The 23,798-nt window shown below is 61.2% G+C and carries 12 protein-coding genes and 1 riboswitch; of the genes, 6 read left to right on the top strand and 6 right to left on the bottom strand.

Going from position 1 to position 23,798, the window contains the following annotated elements; all coding sequences use genetic code 11:
* Together AC11W3_RS10520 and AC11W3_RS10515 are read right to left on the bottom strand one after the other, a co-directional pair.
* Window positions 1–6,122 (bottom strand): Ig-like domain-containing protein (locus tag AC11W3_RS10520; RefSeq protein WP_484092974.1); only part of this gene is annotated, 6,122 nt, incomplete at its 3' end.
* Between the two features lie 99 nt (window positions 6,123–6,221).
* Window positions 6,222–6,322: riboswitch (cyclic di-GMP riboswitch) on the bottom strand.
* Between the two features lie 859 nt (window positions 6,323–7,181).
* On the bottom strand, window positions 7,182–9,980 hold the full coding sequence (locus tag AC11W3_RS10515) for an aconitate hydratase (protein ID WP_484092973.1): 2,799 nt from the start codon (window positions 9,978–9,980) through the stop codon (window positions 7,182–7,184).
* Window positions 9,981–10,382: 402 nt separating this feature from the next.
* Here AC11W3_RS10515 and AC11W3_RS10510 point away from each other — a divergent pair, with 402 nt between their 5' ends.
* A complete protein-coding gene (locus AC11W3_RS10510; protein WP_484092972.1) occupies window positions 10,383–12,374 on the top strand; it encodes an MASE3 domain-containing protein in 1,992 nt (663 codons plus the stop codon).
* Window positions 12,375–12,414: 40 nt separating this feature from the next.
* On the opposite strand, the gene AC11W3_RS10505 is transcribed toward AC11W3_RS10510, so the two are convergent.
* From AC11W3_RS10505 to AC11W3_RS10490, 4 genes are all read right to left on the bottom strand, one after another.
* Window positions 12,415–13,512, bottom strand: a complete 1,098-nt coding sequence (locus AC11W3_RS10505) for an AAA family ATPase (RefSeq protein WP_484092971.1) — start codon at window positions 13,510–13,512, stop codon at window positions 12,415–12,417.
* Between the two features lie 221 nt (window positions 13,513–13,733).
* Window positions 13,734–15,191, bottom strand: coding sequence for an SLC13 family permease (locus AC11W3_RS10500; protein WP_484092139.1), 1,458 nt, complete (start codon window positions 15,189–15,191; stop codon window positions 13,734–13,736).
* Between the two features lie 24 nt (window positions 15,192–15,215).
* Window positions 15,216–16,019, bottom strand: coding sequence for a hypothetical protein (locus tag AC11W3_RS10495; protein WP_484092138.1), 804 nt, complete (start codon window positions 16,017–16,019; stop codon window positions 15,216–15,218).
* 283 nt (window positions 16,020–16,302) lie between these two features.
* A complete protein-coding gene (locus tag AC11W3_RS10490) occupies window positions 16,303–16,752 on the bottom strand; it encodes a hypothetical protein (RefSeq protein WP_484092137.1) in 450 nt (149 codons plus the stop codon).
* A 263-nt stretch (window positions 16,753–17,015) separates the two neighbouring features.
* Here AC11W3_RS10490 and AC11W3_RS10485 point away from each other — a divergent pair, with 263 nt between their 5' ends.
* From AC11W3_RS10485 to AC11W3_RS10465, 5 genes are all read left to right on the top strand, one after another.
* Entirely contained in the window at window positions 17,016–17,198 is a 183-nt protein-coding gene (locus tag AC11W3_RS10485) for a hypothetical protein (protein ID WP_484092136.1), read from the top strand.
* A 377-nt stretch (window positions 17,199–17,575) separates the two neighbouring features.
* Window positions 17,576–19,354 (top strand): CheR family methyltransferase, encoded by a 1,779-nt coding sequence (locus AC11W3_RS10480; RefSeq protein ID WP_484092135.1) that lies wholly within the window; start codon window positions 17,576–17,578, stop codon window positions 19,352–19,354.
* Window positions 19,355–19,392: 38 nt separating this feature from the next.
* The gene (locus tag AC11W3_RS10475) at window positions 19,393–19,938 is read left to right on the top strand and encodes a chemotaxis protein CheW (RefSeq protein WP_484092134.1); all 546 of its coding nucleotides are present in this window, start codon (window positions 19,393–19,395) and stop codon (window positions 19,936–19,938) included.
* 55 nt (window positions 19,939–19,993) lie between these two features.
* Window positions 19,994–21,730: a methyl-accepting chemotaxis protein gene (locus tag AC11W3_RS10470; protein ID WP_484092133.1), complete on the top strand. Its 1,737-nt coding sequence runs from the start codon at window positions 19,994–19,996 to the stop codon at window positions 21,728–21,730.
* Window positions 21,731–23,773: a hybrid sensor histidine kinase/response regulator gene (locus AC11W3_RS10465; protein ID WP_484092132.1), complete on the top strand. Its 2,043-nt coding sequence runs from the start codon at window positions 21,731–21,733 to the stop codon at window positions 23,771–23,773.
* Window positions 23,774–23,798: the final 25 nt, after the last annotated feature.

Below are 23,798 nucleotides of genomic sequence, written 5' to 3'. Positions count from 1 at the left end.
GCTTCCGGATAGAAAGTGGCGGCGGTGCCGTCGACGTTGAAGGAGATCACCCCGGCCACGGCCGAACCGTCGGATTTCGCGACCTTCAGGGTGCTGCTGGTGATGGAAGTCTTGTCCATCCTCTTGGAGAAGGTCACCACCACCTGGGTGCTCGGCTGCACGTTCACCGCCTGGTCGGCGGGGGTCACCGTGAGCACGCGCGGGGCGAGCTTCTGGATCGACAGGTTGACGGTCACAGCCTGGTAGGCCGCGCCGATGGATCCTGCGGAGCTTCCCTCGTCATTGGTGCCGAGATCTATCGCGGTGGCGTTGAAGGCCCCTGCCGGAGCTGCGAGGAGGTAGCTCCCCGAGGCCGCGGAGAGGTCGATCAGCGATCCGGTATCGGTCTTCACCAGGGCTCCCCTGAAGGCCGTGCCCGTCGCGCCTGTGACCGTCCCGCTCACGAAGCCGGTCGTCCCCTTGCCCTGCAGGAAGTAGTAGACGCCGGAGGTGGTTATGCCGGGAAGGGTGATTCCCGCGGCGGTGAGATCGGAGCTGATGAAGGAGCCGCTGGTCTTCGCCACGGCCACGAGCTTAAGTCTCGTTACTCCCTTGACGTCGACTCCCTTGGCGACCAGCAGCGGCAGGGCCGGGTCGAGCCCCTCGGGAAGCGGGATCGAGATGGTCGCGGAGGAGGCCAAAGTCTGGCGGGTCAGGTTCAGCTCCACCGCCTTGATCAGCGTGAATTCGGAGCCGACCGCGCCGGCCGCGGGCTTGGCGTTCCTGGTCACAACGGGCACGGTCTGGGAGAGAGCGCCGGGCGGGATGACCAGCACGTTGCCGTCGCTGTCGAGGAGCCTTGCGCCGTCGGTCCCGACCATGACGCCGCCATCGGCCGCCACGTCGGGCCTGAGGATATCGATGCCGACCTTGCCCAGCAGCAGGTCGACGATGGTGAAGTCCTTCGACGGGGAGATCGGGAAGGTCGCGCGCAGACTGGCAGAGACCGCCTCGGTAAGGGCGCCCTGGCCGATATTGGTCACGCAGGGGACGCGATAGAGGACCAGATCCTGGTTGTAGACCGGGGGCTCGATCCGGTCGCCGGAATGGAGGTCGAACCTCTCGGTGACACGGCTGGAGACCACCAGGCCGGAGGTGAACTGCGGCGCGGGGTCGGCACCGTCGGCCGCGGAGAGGACCAGCTCCCCTGCGGCCCTCAGTCCGGTCGCAGGCGGCGAGGCCTGGGGCAGTACCTTTCCGGCTGCCCTGGTCAGATCGAAATTGACGGCTGCCGTTGCGGCAGGAGAGAGCGACTTGCCCTGCTCGGCAGCGGTCGGCGCGTTCGGCGCCGGGTCGGCCACCAGCAGGGCATACTTCCCGACGCCGTCCACGGCGGCGCTGACACTCGAGGCGTCGGCCGCGGGGACGGCGTTGCTTTTGGCTACCCATACATGTGAGGCGGCATCGTAGGCGGCGAGAACCACCGGCGTGGCGGCGCTAAGGGAGGCGACAGGAAGCACCGGGAACTTGAGGGTAGCAGCGAAACGGGGCGGGTTCTCCACCAGGGTCCCGGCCGAGGAATCGTAGAGCCTGAGATCGGCCGCGGCGATCGGGGACCAGCCAGCAGGAAGCACGCCGGGGAGACCCTGGTTGCCGAGTTGGGTCAGGCGCAGGTCCGCCTGCACGCCCAGCGCACCCGCAGGCACGACGACTTCGGCAGCCGGAGCGGCAGCCCCTGTGGCGAGCGGAACCTTGATCTGGGCGCCGGCGCTGTCGACCAGGTTCACCTTGCCGCTCAGCGGAGTGAGTCTCGCGTCGAGCACGGTGCTCTTCAACTCCGGCAGTACGGTAACGATACGCTCCACCGTGGTGTAACCGGAATTGGCGATCCTGATCAGGGCCGAGCCCGCGGCGGCTTCGGCAAAGTAGCCGCCGTCCTCCGCGGTGGTCAGCACAGAGGACACGCCCTTGGCGTCGGTGATGGTCACCTCGGCTCCGGCGAGGAGGAGGCCTCGCTGGTCGTTGAGGACTTTGCCCTGGATGTAGCCTGGGCCGTCCGCCGACTGTGTGATCTTGATGCTGGCGGTTGCACTCCCCTGGTTGCCGACGTGGTCAACACCCCGGACTGCCAGCTGCACTTCCGTCCCTGCCTTGAGGGTCGGGGAGAGCCGGTAGGAGACAGGCTCGGAGGTGAGGGGGCCGGTCGTTGCCGACCAGATGGCGACACCATCCACCTTCAGTTCGGCCAGGTTCAGCAGGGCGTTGTCGCTGCCGTTGACGAGGATGGTTACATTTGCGCCAGCCGCTGCTTCGGCCGGAGCCACCACCGAAACTACCGGCAATTCGCTGTCGAGCATCCTGGTGACCGAGGCGCTCCCCTTGTTGCCGGCCCGGTCGGTAGCCTCGACGGTGAGGGTGTTGTCGCCCTCGTGCATGGTGTAAGCGAAGCTGAAGGCCTGATTCGCGACGGTCACCGCGGTGCCGTTGATGGTGGCGGTGGTGAAATCCTCGCTGATTGTGCCGGTAACGGTCACGACCTTTGCGTTGGTGCTGGCGCCGGAAACGGGCGCAGTGATGGTGACAACCGGGGCGGTGGTATCGAGATTAACCGGAACGGTCTTGGTCGCGGGGTTGCCGGCCAGGTCGGTGGCTACCACGGTGATGGTATTGGGCCCTTGAGCGAGGGTAACGGAATGTTGGAAGTCGGTGCCGGTCGCGGTTACTGCCTGGTCATTGACGGTCAGGCTCAAGAGGGCTTCGTTGACGCTCCCGGTGACGGAGATCTGCGGCGTGTTGAGGAAGCTGTCGGCCGCCGGTGCGGTCACGGTGATGACCGGAGGCACGGTATCCAGAACGACCTTGACGGTGGAGGCTCCGCTCTCGTTGCCGGCCTTGTCGGCGGCGGTGGCGCTGAAGGTGTTCTCGCCTTCGGTGAGGGCGACGTTGTCCAGGGAGAAGTTTCTCTGTGCGTCAGTCACCACAGTGCCGATCAGCGCCCCGCCGGCGGAAATCTTCACCGTGGCGTTCGGCTCCGCCTTGCCCTTGATGGAGAGGGTGGCGACGTTGGTCGGGGTCTTGATCGGGTCCAGGATCGGAGGTTCCGGCGCGGTCGAATCCAGGGTCACGGTAACCGAGGAGCTGCCGGGATTGCCGGCGCGGTCGGTGGCCTCGACGGTGAGGGTGTTATCGCCCTCGGTCAAGGTATAGGCCAGGGTAAAGCTCTTGCCGCTGACTGCGGCGGGGATCTTGTTGACGGTGACGGTGGTGAAATCCTCGCTGAGGGTACCGGATACGGTGACAGGCGCCTTGCTGGCGAGGAGGCCGTTCGCCGGTGCGGTGATGGTGACCACCGGGGCCACCGTGTCGAGGTTCACGGGAACGACGATGGATCCCTCGTTGCCGGCCCGGTCCTTGGCGCGGACAGTGTAGCCGTTGGGCCCTTCGGCGAGGGTGACCGGGAGGGTGAAGGATTGGCCTTCGAGCTTGGCGGCGGCACCGTTGACGGTCACCTCGGTGACAGGCTCATTGATCCCACCGGCAACGGTGATGCCCGGGGTCTTCAGGAAAGAGTCGGCAACCGGGTAAGTGACCGTGATGACAGGCGCGATGGTATCGAGGTTGACGGTGACGCTGTCGGTCCCGATGTTCCCGGCCGGATCGACCGCCCTGACGGTCAGCGTGTTGGCCAACTCGACCAAGGACACTCCGGCGAGGCTGAAGCCGCCGCCGGTCTTTTCCGCCATGCGTCCGTTGACGGTGACCTCGGCGGTGGGGTCGTCCACGGTTCCGGAGACGGTGACGGTCGGGGTGTTGAGGAACTGCCCCTCGGCGTGGGAGGTGATCTTCACCACCGGCCGCACCGTATCGAGGGTGGCGGTCAGCGGGTCCGAGACCTGGCTCTCGTTCAGCGCGGCATCGGTGGCGGTGGCGCTGAAGGTGTTGTCCCCCTCGTTGAGGGTGACGTTCGGCAGGGTGAAGTGCCCTGTGGAATCGGCGGTGACCGTGCCGAGCAGCGCTCCGCCCCTCGCTATCTTCACGGTGGAGCCGGCCTCGGCCGTACCGTTGATGACCACGGCGCCGACGTTGGTCGGGGTCTTGAGCTTTTCCAGGACCGGCTTGGCTGGCGCGATCGAATCCAGGTTCACCACGACGCCGGCGGTACCCTTGTTCTGAGCCCGGTCGGTGGCGATGACGGTAATGGTATTGAGCCCCTCCACGAGGTTGTAGGAAAGCGTGTACTCCTTCCCCTGCACGCTGGCGGCGAGGCCGTTGACGGTTACGGTGGTGAACTCCTCGCTGATGGTTCCCGATACGGTGACCTGGGACTTGTTGGTGAGGAGGTTATTAACCGGCGATGTGATGGTCACGGTCGGGGCGACGGTATCGAGGTTGACGGTGATGCTGTCGGTGCCGGAGTTGGTGGCGGGGTCGACGGCGTTGGCGGAGACCGTATTGGCGCCCTCGGTGAGGGTGAAACCGGCTAACTCGAAACCACCGGCGGTAGCAGCAGCAGGCTGGCCGTTGACCGTGACCCTGGCGGTCGCGTCATCCAGCGTACCGGAGACGACGACGGTCGGGGTGTTGAGGAACTGCCCCTCGGCGTGGGAGGTGATCTTCACCACCGGCCGCACCGTATCGAGGGTGGCGGTCAGCGGGTCCGACACCTGGCTCTCGTTCAGCGCGGCATCGGTGGCGGTGGCGCTGAAGGTGTTGTCCCCCTCGTTGAGGGTGACGTTCGGCAGGGTGAAGTTACCCGCTGCATCGGCGGTGACCGTCCCTACCAGGGCTCCGCCCCGCGAAACCCTGACCGTGGAGGCGGCCTCGGCGGTGCCGTTCACCGTGACGGTGGCGACGTTGGTCGGGGTGGCAAGTTTCGCCAGCACCGGCTTGTCCGGCGCGATGGAGTCGAGGGTGACCTCTATCGAGTAGCTGCCGGTATTCTTTGCCCGGTCGGTGGCGACGGCGGTCAGGGTGTTGCGTCCTTCGCTCAGCGTGTAGGCAAAGGAGTAATCGGTGCCGGTTGCCTGAGCCTTGACGCCGTTCACAGTGACCGAGGTGAGCTCCTCGCTGATCTTGCCGGAAACCGTCACCGGCGCCTTGTTGGTCAGCAGGTCCTTGACCGGAGTCCGGATGTCTATCGTGGGGGAGACGGTATCGAGGTTGAGGGTGAAGCTGCCGGTCGCCTCATTTCCCGCCTTATCGACCGCCACGATGTTGATGGTGTTGCTCCCCTCGTGGAGCCGGAACCCGTCCATGTTGAAACGGCCGGACGACACGGTGGCCTCAATGCCGTTCAGGGTCACCCTCGCCTGCGGATCGTTGATGGTTCCCGAGATGGTGATGACCGGGGTGTTGAGGAAGGAGCCGGGAGCGGGCGTGATATCACCGAAGGAGGGAGCAACCGTATCGGTGGTGAATCCCCAGGGAAGGCTCGAGCTGTTGGAAGCGCGGTCGGCAACGGTCACCGTGACGGTGTGCGTCTTGTCGGGAAGGTCGCTGGTCGGGGTGTAGCTGATGCTGCCTGCGCCGACCGAGGCCGAAGCGGTGACGTCGGTGCCGTCTACCACCATGGTTACGCTTGCGGTGTTGATTCCAGAACCGTTGCTCTCGTCGCTGTAGCTGGCCGAGATGGTGGGCCGGGGGGTCTTGAGGAGTGCGCCGTCCGCCGGGGAGGATGCGGAGATGACCGGCGGAGTGGAGTCGCAGTTCTTGCCGATGATCTCAATGATCACGAACGAGGTGTCGCGGCTGGAACTTTTCAGCTCGACCTTGAGCTCGTTGGTCTGCATCACAGCAAGCGGCTTTTCGATGAGGTAAGTCTGCTGTTTAAAATCGTTCTCGTCTACGATAAGGGTGCCGTTGACGTATATCCGGCCTGCGGTGATGGAGGTACTCTTGCCGTCTCCGTTGGTGACCCGCAGAAGCGCGAGACTGGAAGGGTTGCAGCGCTCGAAGGTATCGGTGTAGACGTTCGGCGCCCCCTTCGTGCGGTCGTACCGCTTGGGTCCGAAGACGGTCATGTCGACGCCGGCGAGGGACTGGGTGGCCAACACCGTGATCAGGAGAAGATACGCCCAGGCAAAGATCGTTATCCGGCGATTCTTTCCCCTAAGGGAGCCGTTCTTCAAGTTTTCCCATGCCATCTATTCCCGCCCTCCTTACAAGCCTAAAACCATAAAAGTTCACATTATCAAAAACAAAAAAGGCCTATCCACGAGAAGGGTAGGCCTTGAAACAGCCACTTCTACAACCCCTCTTTCCAACCTTCGGCCTAGGCGCAGGCAGGTGCATTGGATAGGTGGCTTTGCGTCGCCGGGTTACCCCGGGTTTGCCTTTTCGGTGATGAATCTGCTATGTCTTTGTTATTTCGCTTAAATTCTCGTACCATCGACTGCGCGAAGGCCAGTCTTAGCTTCAGATCAGGCTCCACCTCTTTCAAGTGATGGGGGGATACTCATAAAACATGCAAAATGTTTTGTCAATTCAATTACAAAAAAATAATAGTAATCTCCTTTCCATTAAACAAGACATTACCGGCCGACAACTCCATCCAGTAGAAAGATTGTGTAGAGGGTAATGGTAGCAAGTCGAAATTGTAAACGGTAAAGCAGAAATGATCTCGGCTCCTTGAACTACCTATTCGAGATGTGATTTTTTTGTTGCCTCAGGGGATTAATGCGGTATGGGCTATAACTCCGGTTAACCGTAACTTTTTAGAATTAGCGGTAGCTTTCAAACTACACTTAACATCACCGATAAGGTTAGAATATTGAAGTTCAATTTTAATAAACAAACTTAACCATACTCTTCTTTCACATCCTTTGGTTTGCCGAAAAAAGCGGAGCTATGTCCAAATCAAAGGTACTGCAACACCATAGGACCTTCCCCCTTTGACAAAGGGGGATCGAGGGGGATTTTGCCAGCTCAAACAAACCAAATCCCCCCTTCCCCCCTTTGTCAAGGGGGGAAGGGCACAACCTTTTTTTGAGATATAGTTCCGGGAAAGAGGTTGTCAGACATGACAATACGCATTGCCAGGAACGACGAAACGGTTCTCTGTGCCTGACAGAGAACCGTTTCGTTTGTTTCACTTTTCTTTTTTTCACAACCGGAGGGCGACCGACCTGAACCGCATCTGTCCGCCGCATCAGCCGGTGCTCAAGGGACCGGCTCCGCCCCCTCGCCCTTCCCATCATGTACCGTCAGGGAAGATCCCGCGACATCCCCCGGAGGTGCCGCAGCACGAAGGGCAGGATCCCGCCGTGGCGGAAATAGTCGGCCTCGGTCGGGGTATCTATGCGGACTATGACTTGGAACTCCTTATCGTCCGCCTGGACCCTCAGTCGCTTCCCCTCCCCTCCCATCCCGGCAATTCCCCTGACGGTGTACGACTCCAGGCCGGTCAGCCCTAGCAACTTGGCGCTCTCTCCGGGGAGGAACTGCAGCGGAAGGACTCCCATGCCGATCAGGTTGGATCGATGGATCCGCTCGTAAGACTCGGCTATCACGGCCCGCACTCCGAGCAGCATCGTTCCCTTGGCGGCCCAGTCGCGTGATGACCCGGAGCCGTATTCCTTGCCCGCTATCACCACAAGGGGGACCTTCTCGGCCCGGTACTTTTCAGCCGCATCAAAGATGGAGAGCACCTCCCCATCCGGCAGGTGCCTTGTTACTCCGCCTTCGGTGCCGGGGACCAGCAGGTTGCGCAACCTGATATTGGCGAAGGTGCCGCGGATCATGACCTCGTGGTTGCCACGCCGGGAACCGTACGAGTTGAAATCCTCCTTCCGTATGTCCTTCTCGATCAGGTACCTCCCGGCGGGAGAATCGAGCTTTATCGAACCTGCCGGGCTGATATGATCGGTGGTCACGGAATCTCCCAGCAAGGCGAGCACCCTCCCCTGCTCGACATCGGTCAGCGGCGCCGGCGCCGCGGGCATGCTGTCAAAGTAAGGGGGGCGCCGGATGTAGGTCGATTGGTCCGCCCAAAGGTATTCCGTCCCCCCCGGCACCTCCATCGTGCGCCACTTTTCTTCCCCGGCGAAAACGTCGGCGTACGACCTGCCAAACATCTGCGGCGCCAGCACCTCCGAGACGATCTTTCGCACCTCATCCTCCGCGGGCCAGATATCGGCGAGATAGACCGGTTTTCCTTCGGCATCAGCGCCGAGCGGCTCGCTCGCGAAATCGACGTCCATGGACCCGGCAAGTGCATAGGCTACAACCAGAGGCGGTGATGCCAGGTAGTTCATCTTCACTTCGGGATTGATCCTCCCCTCGAAGTTGCGGTTGCCGGACAGCACCGATACTATAGCGAGATCGTGGTCTTTCACCGCCTCGCTTACCTCCGGGACGAGCGGTCCGGAGTTGCCGATACAGGTGGTGCAACCATAGCCTACGAGATAGAATCCGAGTTTCTCCAGGTCGCCTCGCAGACCTGAACGGTCGTAATACTCCATCACCACCTTGGAACCGGGAGCCAGCGAGGTCTTCACCCAGGGCTTGCGTTTCAGACCTCTCCTCACCGCGTTCCGGGCCAGAAGCGCCGCGGCCAGCATGACGTCGGGATTCGAGGTGTTGGTGCAGGAAGTTATGGCGGCTATCACGACTGAACCGTGGTCAATGACGGCTTCCTCCCCTTCTACGGTGGTACGGAACGGATTGCGGGGGCGACCGGAATCATCCGGTTCCACCACCGGATGCGGTCGGTCACACGCCTTCTCCTCGAAAGCGGCGGCGGGATCCGAGGCCGGGAACGATTCGGCGCCGGCTTCGTCGACCCCGCCTGGCTCCGGCTCTTCCGAAGGGGCAGGCGCCTTCGGTTGCTGAGGCTCCTTGGCAGGAGCAGAGACATAACCCTTGATGGCGCTTCGCCAGGCATCCTTGCTCTTTTCCAGCGGTATCCGGTCCTGCGGCCTCTTTGGTCCAGCCAGTGACGGAACTACCGATCCCAGGTCCAGTTCCAGCTTCTCGCTGAACATCGGCTCAACTTCAGGATCGTGCCACATCCCCTGCGCCTGGTAATACGCCTCCACCAGTTGGACCTGTTCCTCCGAGCGGCCGGTCAGACGCAGGTACTTGACGGTCTCGTGATCCACCGGGAAGATGGCCACGGTCGAACCGTACTCGGGGCTCATGTTGCCGATGGTGGCACGATCGGCGACCGAGATGGAACTGATGCCGGGGCCGTGGAATTCCACGAACTTTCCCACCACCCCGTGCCGGCGCAGCATCTCGGTCACGGTCAGCACCAGGTCGGTCGCGGTGGTTCCTTTGGGGAGGGCGCCGTGCAGTTTGAAGCCCACCACCTTCGGTATCAGCATCGATACCGGCTGTCCCAGCATGGCCGCCTCGGCCTCGATGCCGCCTACCCCCCAGCCGACCACCCCGAGCCCGTTGATCATGGTGGTATGACTGTCGGTGCCGACCAGGGTATCCGGAAAGGCGACCCCGGCCTTCACCACGACACCGCGAGCGAGGTACTCCAGGTTCACCTGGTGGCAGATTCCGGTGTTGGGCGGCACGACTGCCAGGTTGTCGAACGCCTGCTTCGCCCAGCGAAGAAACTGGTACCTCTCGCCGTTGCGCTGGAACTCGATTTCAGCATTCTTCTGGAAGGCGTCCGCTGTCCCGAACGATTCGGCGATGATGGAATGATCGATGATCAGCTCCGCCGGGGCCAGGGGATTTACCACCCGCGGATTCCCCCCCAGTACCCGCATCGCGTCGCGCATCGCCGCCAGGTCGACCATGCAGGGCACCCCGGTGAAGTCCTGCATCAGGACCCGCGCAGGGGTGAAGGCGATCTCGACCTCAGGTTCGGCGGCCGGATCCCAGGCGGCCAGCGCCTCGGCTCCCCTGCCGTCGCCGTGCCTGAGCAGGTTCTCCAGCAGGACCTTCAGGGAAAAGGGCAGCCGCTGCTGCCCCGAAACCGAACGCAGAGGGTAGAACTCGAATTGTCGACCCTGAACAGTAAGAGTACTCGTTGGTGCAGTTGGCATTGTATCCTCCCGACAATGGCTCGTGCGGGACGTGCGGGAGGACGTCCCGCTGCGTCGCGCCTCCCCCCTTCGCCTGTCGCCGAAGGCCGGAATCGGCACGGTAGGAAGTATAGCGCACACTCGCGTGTTCAACATTGGCAAGCCACGGGCAGATTCGATATCACCGGTTGCCTCACGACACCGGCCGGCCCGGGCGCCTCTTGGAGGCTCAGGGGTGCTCCGAATCGCTCCGGAAGTAAAGAGGCAGGAATTTCATGCAGTTGTTTAATCGCCACCCGTTGCATTCCGTCCCTGCCTACATAAAATAGATGGGTCATCCCGAAGGAAGCTTTCCAGCGGCACCCTGCGGCGGCTCCTTCCCGTCCGCCCCATCCTGTAACAGGTACCTTCTCGGGTCTAACCATGGATGTTTTCGAACTGCGCCCCGGCCGAAACCGGCGGCGTTACAGCCTCACTGTCATTGCCGTAGTCGTGGGTCTCTATTTCACGACCTGGGTCAACTATCTCCTCTTTCATAGCATCATCGAACTTCTCAGTATCATCATCGCGGCAACCGTCTTCATCCTCACCTGGAATTCCCTTCAGTACATAAAAAACCCCTACCTGATCATGGTCGGCATTTCCTACCTCTTCATAGGAACTCTGGATCTGCTGCACACCCTCTCATACAAAGGGATGCCGATCTTCCATGATTACGACTACTATGCCAACCAGCTCTGGGTTGCGGCCCGGTACATGGAGAGCATCACCCTGCTGGTCGCCTTTGTCTTTCTCTATGCGGAGAAGAGGGTAAAGCCGGTCTTGCTGTTCATCACTTACCTCGTTGTGACCTGGCTGCTGGTCTCCAGCATCTTCTATTGGAAGACCTTCCCCGTCTGCTTTATCCCCGGGCAGGGGTTAACCACTTTCAAGATTTACAGCGAATACGCCATATGCGGCATCCTGGCCGCCAGTCTGTACATGCTGGTGAAGAACGGGCGGTTCTTCTCACTCCGCGTGCACAGACTCATCTTCCTCTCCATCGTCTTCGCCATCGTCTCCGAGATCACCTTCACCATCTATATCGACAACTACGGCCTGTCGAACCTGGTAGGACACTATTTCAAACTCTTCTCCTTCCTGATGATCTATGAAGCCATTGTCGCCACAGGCATTGAAGAACCGTTCGACCTGATCTTCAAGGAACTGTCCTCGACCAACATATCGCTGCAAAGAGAGATAGAGCTGAGAAAAGAAATCGAGATGGAACGGGAGCGTGCCACTCAATCGCTGCGCGAAAGCGAGGAGAGGTTCCGTTCCCTTTTCGAGGGGACCCCTGATGCGGTCTTCCTCACTCTTCCTTCCGGGGAGATCGCGGCCGCCAATCCGGCGGCATGCGCAATGTTCGGCAGACCGGAGGATGAGATATGCAGGATCGGGCGCAAGGGGCTGATCTGCCAGGACGACCCCCGTCATGCAGCCGCGGCGGATGAACGAACCCTCAAAGGGCGTTTCATCAACGTGGAGCTATCGTACGTCCGAAAGAACGGCGAGGTCTTCACCGGAGAGGCCGATTCGGTAATCGTGCCGGGGGACCCGCCGCGCTCCTTCGTCATCATCCGGGACATCACCAAACGGAAGCAGACCGAGGCGGCACTGAAAGAGCTGAACCAGGAACTGGAGAAAAGGGTCGCGGAAAGAACGGCAGAACTGCACGAAAAGGACCAGTTGCTTATGGTACAGGGGCGGCAGGCGGCGATGGGAGAGATGATAGGCCACATCGCTCACCAGTGGCGTCAACCGCTGAACGCCTTGGCGCTGCTGGTCCAGGAGGTAGAGCTCACCTACGAACTCGGCGAGGTGACCAGGGAGTACCTGAAGAGATATGTAAGGCGGGCGATGGAGCTGATCCAGCACATGTCGCGAACCATCGACGACTTCAGGAACTTCTTCAAGCCGGACAAGGAGAGGGTGTACTTCAGCGTCAATGAGATCGTCGACAAGACCCTGTCGCTTGTTCAGGGGACATTGAAGGAGCAGAGGGTGGAGGTGGAGGTTGTTGCCAGGGCGGACCCTGCCATTGAGGGATTTCCCAACGAATTCTCGCAGGTACTGTTGAACATACTGATAAACGCCAAGGATGCGCTGGTGGAGCGCAGGATCGAGGCGCCGAAGGTGGTGATAACGGTATCTGCGGAACAAGGCAAGGCCGTGGTCACCATAACCGATAACGCGGGCGGCGTGCCGGACGACATCATGGACAAGATCTTCGAACCCTATTTCAGTACCAAGGGACCGACGGCAGGAACGGGAGTCGGTCTGTCCATGTCCAAAACGATCGTAGAGAAGAACCTCGGAGGCCGGCTGACGGTCCGCAATGCGGAAAGGGGTGCTGAATTCAGGATCGAGGTATGAAGCATCCCTTCACGACCAGACAGGGGAACTACTTGAAAAGCTAGGGAAAGAGCCGGTCCAGGGTTTCGAAGTCGATGCTTTCTTCGGCGAGGGTCCTTACCAGCTGAAGCTTCTCCTTATCCTCCGCGGTTATCTTGGAGACGTCCTCGGTGATGATGCGATAAAGCTCGGTGGTGGTGTGCTCGTAGGTTCTCAGGTAAGGAATCCTGCTGCAATCGAGGATGCGCTGGGTGATGGTGCTGACAGGACTGATGCCGGGAATGATCAGCCCGACGATCTTCTCCCGGTACTCCCTCATCTGGTACAGGTTCGCCAGGGTGACCAGGAGCTCGTCGCGACTGCTCGTCACCAGTAGCAGCGACGATTCCTTCAGCAGCTCGGTCACACGCTGGGTGGAGGCGGCGCCGATCTGGACGTTGTGGATGATGCGGCCGGCATCGCGCCTGTTTCCCTGGAGGGGAAGGCCGAGCAGATTGCTGATCCGGCACAGGGTCGGGTTCGCCAGGATCGGCTGGTAGTTGAAACCTCCCACCACGGTGAATGATTCATCCTCGAAGGCCCTGGTCATGTAGTCGATGGTCTTCTTGCGCTTTTCAGGAAGGATCTTGTTGATCAGGACCGCCCTCACCTCCGCCTGCTCCTGCCGGAAGAGGGCCAGGTTCATGTAGACGTTGTCGACCACGTTGCCCAAGCCCCCGCCGGTAACCATGACGATGGGGGCACCGAGCATCTGGGCTATCCGGGCATTGGAGAGCTTCATGATCGAACCGACCCCCGGATGGCCGGATCCCTCTATCACCAGGAAATCGCACTGCTTTTCCAGCTCACGGCAGCAATCGACGATCCTTTCTTGCAGTTCGGGGATGTTGATCTCTCCGTCGACGACCCTGCGGGTGGTGTCCGGGTGCACCACCACCGGGGACATGAAGGGGAGGTGCTTTTGCAGCCCGAAGACGCGGGCCACGAGCACGGCGTCCTTGTCGAACCAGCGGCCGTTGTAGACGGAGGGCTTCGGACCCATCGGCTTGATGAAGCCTATGCGGTTGTACTTTTTCTGGGCGAGATAAAGGAGGGAAAGACTGGTGGTGGTTTTACCGACGTTCTGCCCGGTGGCAGCTATGAAGATTTTCTTGGCCATGGCTCAAGCCCCTCCCTGAGGATCCGGTGCCGGCAGCCTGGTTAACCGCCAAGGTGGCAGCCAGTGTCTCGACCGCATCGGCACCGTGATCAAAGGTTTCTCTTCACCACGGATCACCCGGTACAATGCTTGGCTGCATTAACAGCGGGTCACCGTCGCACCCGGAACTTCTCACAAGTAATCGGCGGCGTCCAGCTTTTTTCTCATTTGCCTTGGGTAAATCAGATCTTGAGGCCGATCAGCGGCCAGACGAAGACCACGGAGGCCATGAAAAGGGCCCAGGAAATGGCCATGACCACGACTCCGGAGACGATGATGTCGCGGCTCTTCAGGTACCCCGAGGCGTAGGCTATGGCGGTCGCCGGAGTTCCCATCGGCAGGCAGTAGGCGAGACCGGCCGGGAGGGCGATCGAGAGCGTCATGACTTTGGGGTCCATCCCCGTTGTCTTGCACAGTCCCATTCCGACCGGCATGAGAATGGCCACCACGGCTGCATGGCTGATGCACTCGGTCAGGATGATGGCCACCAGGGAGATGATGCCGATCACCACCAGCGGCGAGTGGTAGAAGCCTCCCAGCCCCTTCCTGACTATCCAGACGGCGGCGCCGGTCTTCTCGAGGGCGGAGGCCAGGGCGATGGTGCCGCCGTACATCAGGATGATCCCCCAGTTCACGTACTCTTCGATCTTCTGCCAGGACACGACCTTGAAGGTGAAGAGGACGGAGGCTCCCAGGATGGCAATGGCGGCGAGACCAGTTTTCTCCCCGAGCAGGATCCAGCAGGCGACGGTAGCTGCCATCACCACCGCCGTCAGTATCTCGTCGTAACCGATCTTCCCCGTTTCCAGCCTCTTGTGGTTGAGGAACTTGCGCCCCACCTCCACGTCCTCCAGGTCGGGGGGAAAGAACCTGATGAGCAGGACGAAGGCGATGATGAGGAGGGGAAGTACGATCATGCAGGCTGCGGTGGTCCATTCCATGAAGGAGAAGTGAAGCCCGGTAGCCTCCTTGAGGAGCCCGACCGCCAGCGGAGCCCTCGCCCCCCCCAGGAAGGTGGCGATCCCGCCTATGATGCATCCCCAGGCCATGGACATGAAGAGGAGCCGGCCGAAGCTGCTCTTCCCCTTCTCCAGCCCCAGTGCGGTCGAGATCTCGGCAACCACCGGGAAGAGCATGGCAGCCACGGCGTGCTCGCTCATTATGAAAGAGAGGAAGGCCGAGAGGAGGAAGACGGTGATGGCCAGACTGGTGGGGGTTCTGCCGAACTTCGCCAGCATGGTGCGGGCCAGCCGGGCCGAGATTCCGGTACCGGTCATGGCCGCGGCCAGGATGAAGGCACCGAGGATGAAGAAGACCGCTTCGTTTCCGAACATGGAGTAGGTCTTCTTGGCATCCATGATCCCGAGCAGAGGGAGCATCACCATGGAGAGGAGCGCGGTCACCGCGATCGGGAGGAGGCCTGAGATCCAGAAGAAGATGGTGGCTCCGAAGAGGACCAGCGAGCGGTAGCCGTCGGGAGAAAGACCCTCCGGCGGAGAAAGACGGATCAGGAAGGCGACCACCACGGCAACTGCGGCCATGACCTGGTAGCGTGCCGTCTTGTCCAGGAGGATGAGCCACATCGGGCGGTTGTCTATCTTCAGAGGCTTGTCAAAAAGCTGGTTGTTGTCCATGTCCATCAGTGATCCCTTCTTCCCGTCAAACTACAGCCCTGCCGATTCGAACGACTCCGCCACCTCTTTCACCCTCAGGATCCGCCTCAGATCGGAGGCTGCCAGGAGACGGCGATCGTCGATGCTGTCGATGAGGCCTCGCACCATCCCTTTTGAAGTTGCGGGAACAAAGGGGGTAGAGAGGTAGATCAACGGCAGCAGCGGCTTCAAAACCGCCTTTTTCCTGCGCCAGCCGTGCTGCAGGTGGCTGAAGATGGCGGAAAGCTCTTCCGGCGTACAAACGGGAAGAACGCGGTCTGACAGGGTCACCAGCGGCACCACCTCGGCCGCCAGCAAGGCATCGATGCTGGCCATGGTTGACGCCGCCGGCTCCTCCCCCGCCACCAGGGTCGAGACCACGGACCAGCGCGGGAAGACCGTGCGGGCACAATCGAGGGAGCGGCGCCACCCTTCCTCGAGGACATCGCGGCCAGCGCCCCCCTGATGACGGGCCAGCGGAAGGTCGATGATGTCCACTCCGGCGGCATAAGCACGCTCGATGAGTTGGGGCGGTGCGGGAAAGTCGAGCCTGCCGACCAGATGGACGTTGAAGTTCTTCTTGATCATCCTGGCCAGGGTCTCGCCGTTCGGGAAGCTGTGGATCTCCCCGAAGGTCAGGTGGAAAAGCGCGGCGTGGCACTGGTAGTGGCTCTCGAAGAGAGTCTCCAGGGTCTGGCGCTCGGGCAGATTCCCCCCGACCAGGAAGACGTTCTCTTCCCGTCTCAACTCATCGGCGGACACGGGAAGCCCGCCACGGGTGAGAAGCTCCTGCAATTTATCCTGATCAATCTTCATGGTCAGTATCTGCCACCGCTTATCCTCAAAGTCTTCCTCACCGCACATTGTGCCACCGACACGGAAAATACCCCAGCGGTAAATGAGTTTTTGGAAGATACTGAAATAAATCAAAACAGTCAAGAAAAATGAAAGTTTTGTTTATCGATCTAGTAGGCTTTTGTCGGCGGTTTGACAGAGCTGCCAATGAGAAGGATACGAGCGGGCGAAGTGAGGGGCGATCTTATGAAGTGGAGGCTTCCTTCCTGCGGTTGGGGGAAGCCTCCACTCAGGGTGTTACCTGCTAATCCTTGGGAGGCCCCTGTCCGTCCGGAGCGACGTACTCAGAGCGTCCCGTGCTTTCGGCCTCTGCGGGATCTTGCAAAACGGGGCGGGTATTTGTGGAAGGATTCACGATAACTGACAAAGCCCCTGCCACGACCTCGACATTATAGACGGTGTAGGAGTTTCCGCTGGACATGGTGACCTTCGAGTCATACCTGCCGGGCGCGACGTTTTCGAAAAGGTGCGACTCGCCGGTGGCAAGGACCTGTCCGGAAATGAGATTCTGCCCCCAGGAGCCTTCGGAGGTGGGGGCGATATAGACAGCAGTAACGCCGCTGGACGAGTTGTTCACGACCTTGATGGACCCGGTGGTAGGCTGCACGACGGTTCCTCCTTTGCCACCGCCGCAACCAACGAAAAGAAGCGTCATCACCACGAGCAAGCAGCAGATAAAGACAGACCTTTTCATACTCCCTCCTTTGACTGTAATAACTCGACTGCTTCATCGGGCACGATTCAAGTTAAATTCCAGGCAACCCCGCGAAAGATTAACGCACATTAATTCAAGGTCAAGTATCGGCCACATTTTCCATCATGAAGACCACTCCGACCAAGGCTCATGATTAAAAAAAATTCAGAGGGGCTTGAAAATCTTTGGCACTGTATATAATTGGACGGTGAGGATAGCTTTCATCATGAGCAAACACCGCCAGCTATCGAGGAGGCAGCACAATGGAGCAGCAGACCGAGGAGACCACGAAGGAAGCATCACCGTCAAAGGGGTGCCGTACCCAGCAGATCAACGCTGAATTCTCCAACTGCCTTGCGGAAGAAGGAAGGTACCGGTGTAACTACGCCTTCCTTTTCGGTGATGGCTATCTCTGCACTCACCCGAACCACCGCGACTTCAGGTAAGGAGCGGCTGGAGTCATCGAGATGCGACTCGCCCTTCCGGGTGAGGCCGCATTTTGCACCCACAGCATGCACCCACAGCATGCTCCCCTGCCATCTTCACCGCTAATCGCCCCCCACCCCACCCGCCTGCCTCGACGCATCCGCCGCGCCTCCATTTATCTCAGCCAACCCTTGGTTTCAAAACGATATTCTAGAATGAGATTAATTTTAGTTGACCGTATACGGCGAATTATCTAATATCCGCCATCCATTACTGGTCCAGTAAAGAGTCTTTGCCTGTCACGGGTTAACGGCCGCCTTGGCTGCTGCGGCTCGGCTATAACACCGTGTCAGATTATTGCAACACCACCCGTCTCCAGCATCGACAAGGATTGACCGTGGCACTGAAGATTCTGCTGATCACCGATGACGGTAGCTTCACCGATCACCTTTGCCGGGCACTGGCCGCCGCTGGGCATGCACCGATCCTTCTGGCGGAGGGAAAGGATCCCCAACGGGCGATCCGGCAAGAGAGACCCGATGTGGTTTTAGTGGCGGTAAAGGCGGACAAGGTTCCCCTCGCCGCCGCCGAGTGTCGCGTTTTTACCCCTGAGGGCCCCCGCAACGTCCCGGTCATCGTCATCACCGGATCGCCGAAGCTGGAGGCGGAACTCCTCGACGTCTTCGATCTCATCCCCCTCCCCCTCGACCTGAACCGCCTCCTCGAGGACCTCGCAGTTATCGGGGATAGGCCCGCCGCTGAGGCCACTCCCCTCACCCTCGACCATGAAGTCTACGAGGAATTCTGCGGCCACCTCCGTTCCCGCACCGGTCTGCACTTCGAACAGCGCAACCGGTCGGCACTGTGGCGCGGCATCAAAAAGCGCATGACCGCCCTGCACCTCGACAGCTGCGGCGGCTACCTGGACTACCTGAAACGGCACGGAGAGAGCAGGCAGGAGCTCCAGAAACTCCTCATGTTCCTCACCGTCGGTGAGACCTTTTTCTTCCGATACCCCGCCCATTTCGACGCACTGAAGGAACTGCTGGTCTCGGCGAAGCCCGACCAACCGCTACGGATCTGGTCGGCTGGCTGCTCGACCGGCGAGGAGCCGTATTCCATAGCCATGACCATCATGGAGACGGTACCGAACTGGAGAGACCGCGACATCAAGGTTATCGCCACCGACATTAACCACCAATCCCTTGCCAGGGCCAGGGAAGGGATCTACGGCGCCTGGTCACTGAGGACCACAACCCAAAGGGACAAGGAGCGGTTCTTCAACCGCTCCGGAGAGAGCTTCGCCATCTGCGAGGACGTCAAGCGCCTGGTCAAGTTCCACCAGATGAATCTCTCCGTTCCCTGCTCCGGCGACTTCTGCTCCGAACTCATCGACCTCGACGCCATTTTCTGCCGCAACGTCCTGATCTATTTCTGCCCCGAGACAGCCCCGCGCGTGCTGGGCAACTTCGCACGACACCTAAAGCCGGGCGGGCAACTTTTCCTGGGGCACGCCGAGTCTCTGCTGCCTCGTGATCCCGAGCTCGAGATCAGGCGGCGCGAGGACAGCTTCTACTACGTCAAGAAGGAGCAGGGGACGGTCTCACCGCCACCTCCGGCTCAGCCGCAGCTGCCGGCGGCGCTGCCTCTTTCGCCGACGGCGCACACGGAAACCAATTCATCCACCCGACTGGAGTCGGCACGGGAACTCTTCGAGTCGGACCAGCTCGAGGAGGCGTTCGATCAGCTCCAGGAGCTTTTGAAGCATTCCCCCGCCCTTCCGGCCGCCCTGGTGCTGAAAGGTTTCATCCTGACGGCCAAGGGACGCCTGGAGGAGGCACTGGAGAGCTGCTGCCAGGCCCTGCGCATCAACGACCTCCTCCCGGAGGCCTACTTCCTCCGCGGCATGGTCCTCGACGCCTGGGGCATGCTGAGCGAGGCGGCCGAGGAGTACCGCAAGGCCCTCCTTCTGGACCAGAATTTCGCCATGCCGCACTATCACATGGGGCAACTGCACCTGAGGCAGGGGCGCGTTCCGGAAGCGGCCAGGGAGATCAGGAACACCATCAGGATCCTGACCGGCTACCGCGATGAGGAGACAGTCCCCTACTCCGGCGGTCTTTCCCGCAAGAACTGCCTCGAGCAGCTGCACCACGCGCTGGCGCAGGTCGCCTGAGACAACCGTCGATATCCCATACCGACCTAGGAGCTGATATGACCGTGCGTAATGATGAGTCATATGACATAAATGCCGTGCTGAGCAGGATGCGGGAGGAATACTGGCAGGCCCTGGCCGATGAGGAGTCGGCGGCAGTCGAACTGCTGGAGTGCCTGGTCTTCGTGCTGGGGGGAGAGCGTTATGCCTTCGAGACCCAGTACGCCTGCGAGGTCATCCGCATCCCCAGGCTGGTACGGGTTCCTTCTGTGCAGAGCCTGATCACCGGCATCTTCAACCTGCGAGGGGAGATAACGGCCGCCATGGACATTCGCCCCATGCTGGGGCTGCCCCACCCCGAGTTCGAGGGTAAGGGAAGGATCATCGTGGTCAGATCGGACTCCTTCGCCACCGGGATCCTGGCCGAGGCGGCCCTGGGGGTGCAGGGGCTCACCTTCGACACATTCGAGCCGGTCCAGCACGGGAGCGCCGGGGCGCGCCGGGAGTTCGTCAGGGGACACTTCAACACGGACGAGGGCGCGATCATCCTCCTCGACCTGGCGGCCCTCCTCGCCTCCCCGGAAATCGTGGCGGGTGAGCCGTAGCTTCACAGTCCTTTTATTCAATGAACCTTACAATGTCGCAGGGCAAGGGGTGCACATGTCGAAGAAACTCTCGGTAAAGATTGTCAGCGTTCTCATCATGGTCCTGGTGGTCATCATGACCGCGTTCTCCATCTACTTCGTACGCTCTCGACGGGCCAACATGGAACAGGAGCTCCTTTCCAAGGGGAGGATCCTGGCCCAGACCGGCGCCAGATCCATGGAGCACATCCTCGGCGAGGCCGTTTCCGGCGGGCAGCTGACCATGGACCAGCTCTTCGACGACAAATATGTCGCCATCCCCAACACGGAACCGCAGAAGTACCATACAGCCTACGACAGGTTCACCGATGGGGCGATCCAGGCCCTGGAGGATGAATTCCTCAAGGACGACCAGGTCGTCTTTGCCGTGGTGACCGACCGAAACGGCTACATCCCGACCCACAACACCAAATACTCCGCTCCCCTCACCGGCGACCGGGAGAAGGACCGGAACGCGAACCGCACCAAGCGCATATTCAACGACGAGGTGGGACTGGCTGCGGCGCACAACCAGCAGCCTTTTCTCAAGCAGGTTTACCAGCGCGATACCGGCGAGAAGATGTGGGACCTCTCTGTGCCGGTCTTCGTACAGGGCAAGCACTGGGGGGTCTTCAGGGTCGGCTTCTCGATGGTCAAGACCGAGCAGAAGGCGGCTGCGCTGAGAAACCAGGTGGTGGGGAGCATGCTCCTCATGCTCGTCATCTCCAGCATCACCATCCTCCTGGTGGTGGGCCGCGCCGTCCGCCCCCTTCTCAACCTGACCGCTGCCGCGCACCGGATCTCCGGGGGGAACCTCGACGAGACCATCCCGGTGGAGAGCAACGACGAGATCGGGGCGCTGGCCGAGGCCTTCAACGTGATGACCACCGTGATCGTCCGCGACCTCAAGGAGGAGATCGGTCGCAGCGGGAGACTTTTGGCCTCGGTGAAGGACGCGGTGATCCAGCTTTCCAGCGCCGCCAACGAGATGATGGCCATCAGCGCCCAGCAGGCTTCGGGGGCCACCCAGCAGGCCAGCGCAGTCCAGGAGGTGACCACGACCTCCGAGGAAATCGCCATAACGGCCAAGATGATCACCGCCAACGCCAGGTCGGTGGAATCGGTGGCCGACAACACGGCGGAAAACTGCAGTGCCGGCAGGGACGACGTGGCCAACGCCATCGAGGGGATGACGCAGGTCCGCAACCAGGTGCAGAGCATCGCCAAGAGCATGCTGGAACTGGGGGACAACAGCCAGAAGATCGGCGGGATCATCGAGATCATCGACGAGATCAGCGACCAGACCAACCTGCTGGCGCTGAACGCAGCCATAGAGGCCGCCGGGGCGGGCGAGGCAGGGAAGCGTTTCGCCATCGTGGCGCAGGAAGTGAAGAGGCTCGCCGACCGCACGGTGGAGGCGACCAGGCAGATAAACGGATTGATCGGGGAGATCCAGCGCGCCACCAACAACACCATCATGGTCACCGAGGAAGGGACCAAGGCGGTCGACGCCGCTTCCAACCTGGTGGACAAGGTGCAGCTCTCCTTCTCGTCCATCGTGGGGACCGCCCAGGAGACTTCCCGGACCGCCAAGGAGATCTCCCTTTCCACCCAGCAGCAGACCTCGGCCTGCGAGCAGATGGCCGAGACCATGTCTGAAGTGCGGGACGTGGCGCAGCAGGTGGCCATGAGCGCCAACGAGACCGAAAGGGCCATCGCCGAGATCCTGGAGCTTGCCGAAAGCCTCAGGGAGATCACCGAGAAAGAGGCGTAGATGGCGAAGAAATACATCGAGATTTTCTGCCGGGAGGCAGAGGAACATCTCGCCTCGTTGCAAAGCGGCCTCCTGGTGCTGGAGAAGAACCCGACCCGCACGAGCCTCTTGCACGAACTGCTGAGAAACGCCCATACCCTGAAGGGCTCGGCACGCATGGTCGGCCTCTCCGATATCAGCGCCATCACCCATACCATGGAGGAGCAGCTGAAGGGGATGGAGGAGGGTTCCCGCGCCGTGGACCCCGCGGCCATCGATCTCCTCCTCAAGGGGACCGACGCGGTGGCCCTGATCACCTCGGCCCTGTCCAAAGGCGAAGCCCCCTCCCTGGATGTGGAGACTTTCGTGGCCGACTACGAGCGGGGAGAGGTGGGACGTGCCGTCGTCGGAGATAGCCGGGAAAGCGGAGATGAGCAGCTTAGCGAGACGGTTAGGGCCAACGTCAGGACCCTCGACGCCATGGTCAACCTGATCGGGGAGATGATCATCAACAAGAAGCGGCTGGAGGCCAAGCTCTGGCGTCTGACCGAGATCGAGCGGACGGTGCCGGAGGAGGCAGCCCAACTCCTTCTCCCCTTCCGGCGGGAGTTCGAGGAGGATGTCCGTTACCTTGACTACCTGATCGCCGAGATGCACGAGAAGGCGATGGGACTGAGGATGCTTCCCCTGAAGAGCATCTCGGACGGCTTCGACCGGCTGGTGCGGGACCTTTCCCAACGGCTCGGCAAGGAAGTGAGCTTCGACGTGATCGGCGGGGGGATCGAGATGGACCGGATGCTCCTCGAGGGGCTGAAACCGATGTTGATCCATCTGCTGACCAACGCCGTCTGCCACGGGATCGAGACACCCGCCGAGCGAAAGGCCTCGGGGAAGAGGCCGCAGGGATCGGTGAGGGTGACCGCCCGCCATGAGGGAAGCCTGGTGCTGGTGGAGGTGCGGGATGACGGCAGAGGCATGGATCCCTCCCGGATCAAGGCCACGGCCGTGGCCCGGGGGTTGATCGATGAGCGCGAGGCGGAGACGCTCCGGGACGAGGAGGCTCTCTACCTCACCCTCAGACCGGGCTTCTCCACCGCCAGCGAGGTCACCGACATTTCCGGGCGCGGCGTCGGGATGGACGTGGTGAGAAAGAATGTGGACCGGATCAAGGGAAATCTGACCCTGGCGAGCGAGATCGGGCACTTCACCCAGATCACCCTGCAGCTCCCGCTGACCCTTTCGGTGCTCGAGGCCCTGATCGTGGTGAGCGGCGCAGAGACCTTTGCCGTCCCGATCAACTACGTGCAGGAGATCCTCAAGGTCCGCGCCCCGGAGATAACCACCTTGAACGGCAGGGAAGTCATCAAGGTCCGCGGTGTCACCACGCCGCTGTACGACCTGTCGCAACTCCTCGAGCTCCCGGCGCCCCCGGGCAAGCACCCCCGCGCCCTGACGGCGGTGGTGCTCAAGCTCTGCGACCAGCGCATCGCCTGCACCGTCGACGCCCACCTTGGAAATTCCGAGGTGGTGGTGAAGGGGCTCGGGAAGCAGTTCAAGAACGTCCGCTTCCTGTTCGGCGCCACCATCATGGGGGACGGCAATCCCGCCCTGATCCTGAACGTTCCGGACATCTTCACCGCGACCAGCGACCGCGTGCACCCGAGCCTGCGGCCCTGCGAGTCGGAGCGGTCCCCCGTGCGCCCGCGGATACTGGTGGTCGACGATTCCATCACCACGCGGACCATGGAACAGAGCATACTCCTCGCCCATGGCTATCCCGTGGAGGTCGCGGTCTCGGGAGAGGACGCCCTGGAAAAGGCCTCCTCCGCCACTTTCGAACTGATCATCTCCGACGTCGAGATGCCGGGCATAAACGGCTTCGAGCTGACCCGGCAGCTGAGGGCTTCAGAGCAATACCGCGAGGTCCCGGTGATCATCGTCTCCTCCCTGTCCAAAGACGAGCACAAGCGACAGGCGCTGGAGGCCGGGGCCCAGGCCTACATCGTCAAGGGTGCCTTCGATCAGGGGATACTCCTCGAAACGGTGCAGATGCTGATAGGCTGACCTGCCGGAACTGGTCAGCGGGGTC

The sequence above is a fragment of the Geomonas sp. genome (genome assembly GCF_056994735.1).
The sequence above is the reverse complement of the archived record's forward strand: the minus strand, read 5'-3'. Positions and strand labels throughout refer to the sequence as shown.

Excerpts from the sequence above, each read along its gene's own strand:
- AC11W3_RS10505 (WP_484092971.1), bottom strand. The coding sequence starts at position 13,512 with ATGGCCAAGAAAATCTTCATAGCTGCCACCGGGCAGAACGTCGGTAAA.
- AC11W3_RS10510 (WP_484092972.1), top strand. The coding sequence starts at position 10,383 with ATGGATGTTTTCGAACTGCGCCCCGGCCGAAACCGGCGGCGTTACAGC.
- AC11W3_RS10490 (WP_484092137.1), bottom strand. The coding sequence starts at position 16,752 with ATGAAAAGGTCTGTCTTTATCTGCTGCTTGCTCGTGGTGATGACGCTT.
- AC11W3_RS10475 (WP_484092134.1), top strand. The coding sequence starts at position 19,393 with ATGACCGTGCGTAATGATGAGTCATATGACATAAATGCCGTGCTGAGC.
- AC11W3_RS10515 (WP_484092973.1), bottom strand. The coding sequence starts at position 9,980 with ATGCCAACTGCACCAACGAGTACTCTTACTGTTCAGGGTCGACAATTC.
- AC11W3_RS10495 (WP_484092138.1), bottom strand. The coding sequence starts at position 16,019 with ATGAAGATTGATCAGGATAAATTGCAGGAGCTTCTCACCCGTGGCGGG.
- AC11W3_RS10500 (WP_484092139.1), bottom strand. The coding sequence starts at position 15,191 with ATGGACATGGACAACAACCAGCTTTTTGACAAGCCTCTGAAGATAGAC.
- AC11W3_RS10485 (WP_484092136.1), top strand. The coding sequence starts at position 17,016 with ATGGAGCAGCAGACCGAGGAGACCACGAAGGAAGCATCACCGTCAAAG.
- AC11W3_RS10470 (WP_484092133.1), top strand. The coding sequence starts at position 19,994 with ATGTCGAAGAAACTCTCGGTAAAGATTGTCAGCGTTCTCATCATGGTC.
- AC11W3_RS10465 (WP_484092132.1), top strand. The coding sequence starts at position 21,731 with ATGGCGAAGAAATACATCGAGATTTTCTGCCGGGAGGCAGAGGAACAT.